This is a genomic window from Spongiactinospora sp. TRM90649, from assembly GCF_029382225.1.
In the GTDB taxonomy this organism is placed as follows: Bacteria; Actinomycetota; Actinomycetes; order Streptosporangiales; family Streptosporangiaceae; genus Spongiactinospora.
Genome location: NZ_JARLTC010000095.1, coordinates 1 through 1393, shown reverse-complemented (window position 1 = coordinate 1393; position 1393 = coordinate 1). Strand labels below are relative to the sequence as shown.

1 protein-coding gene is annotated in these 1393 nt (G+C 66.3%); it reads right to left on the bottom strand.

All coding sequences use genetic code 11. The annotated features are described in order from the left end of the window. Window positions 1-39: 39 nt before the first annotated feature. A complete protein-coding gene (locus P3X83_RS43135; protein ID WP_277311251.1) occupies window positions 40-1344 on the bottom strand; it encodes an IS256 family transposase in 1305 nt (434 codons plus the stop codon). Between the last annotated feature and the right edge of the window lie 49 nt (window positions 1345-1393).

Below are 1393 nucleotides of genomic sequence, written 5' to 3'. Positions count from 1 at the left end.
GGGTGTGTCCAGTTTTCGGTGTATCTCGATCTTGACTAGTTATCGAGTGGTCGGGGTCAGCCGGCCTTCGAAGGTGATGGCGAAGGCGTTCAACGCCGCCTTCCAGCGGGTGATCCAGCGTTTGCGGCCCTTGCCGGTCGGGTCCAGACTCATGATCGCCATGTAGACGCACTTGAGCGCGGCCTGCTCGTTGGGGAAGTGGCCGCGGGCCTTGACCGCCCGCCGGATGCGGGCGTTGACCGACTCGATGGCGTTGGTCGAGCAGATCACCCGGCGGATCTCGGTATCGAAGCTGAGGAAGGGCACGAACTCGGCCCAGGCGTTCTCCCACAACTTCACGATCGCCGGATACCTGCCGCCCCAGACCTCCGCGAACTCCAAGAACCGCTCCAGGGCGGCGGCCTCGGTCGGGGCGGTGTAGACCGGCTTGAGCGCCTTGGCCACAGCATCCCAGTGCTGCCGGGCGGCGTAGCGGAACGAGGCGCGCAGCAGGTGCACCACGCACGTCTGCACGACGGCCGCCGGCCAGGTCTGCTCGATGGCCTGCGGCAGGCCCTTGAGCCCATCGCAGACCACCATCAAAGCGTCACCGACGCCGCGGTTCTTGATCTCGGTGAGCACGTGCAGCCAGAACTTCGCGCCTTCGCCGCCGTCGCCGGCCCACAACCCGAGGATGTCGCGCTCGCCGTCGACGGTGACGGCCAGCGCCACGTAGATGGGCCGGTTGGCGACCTGGCCCTCGCGCAGCTTCACATGAATGGCATCAATGAAGATCACCGGGTAAACCGGGTCGAGCGGCCGGTTCTGCCACTCGGTCATGCCCTCCAGCACCTTGTCGGTGATGGTGGAGATGGTCTGCTTGGAGACGTCGGCGCCGTACACCTCGGCCAGGTGCGCGGAGATCTCGCCGGTGGTCAGGCCCTTGGCGGCCAGGGAGATGACCATCTCATCCACGCCGGACAGGCGCCGCTGCCGCTTGCGCACGATCTTCGGCTCGAAGGTCGCGTCCCGATCGCGCGGCACGGTGATCTCGACCGGCCCGACATCGGTGATGACGGTCTTGGACCGGCTGCCGTTACGAGTGTTGCCCGTCTCGCCGCCGCCTCGCTCGTGCTTGTCGTAGCCGAGATGGTCGGTGATCTCGCCTTCCAGCGCGGACTCCAGCACCAGCTTGGTCAGCCGGCCCAGCAGCCCGTTCTCACCGACCAGTTCCACTCCCTCGGCCCGGGCCTGGTCGACCAGCCTGGCCACCAGCTCCCGATCCGTCGAGTTCTCGGGCTTCTTGCGCGCCACCGCGGCGTCCTCCAGGTCGATCTCCGTCGATGCCTGGATCACAGTACTCATCAGGTGCGTTCTCCATGATCAGGAGTTACACCGAAAACCGTACAGTCCC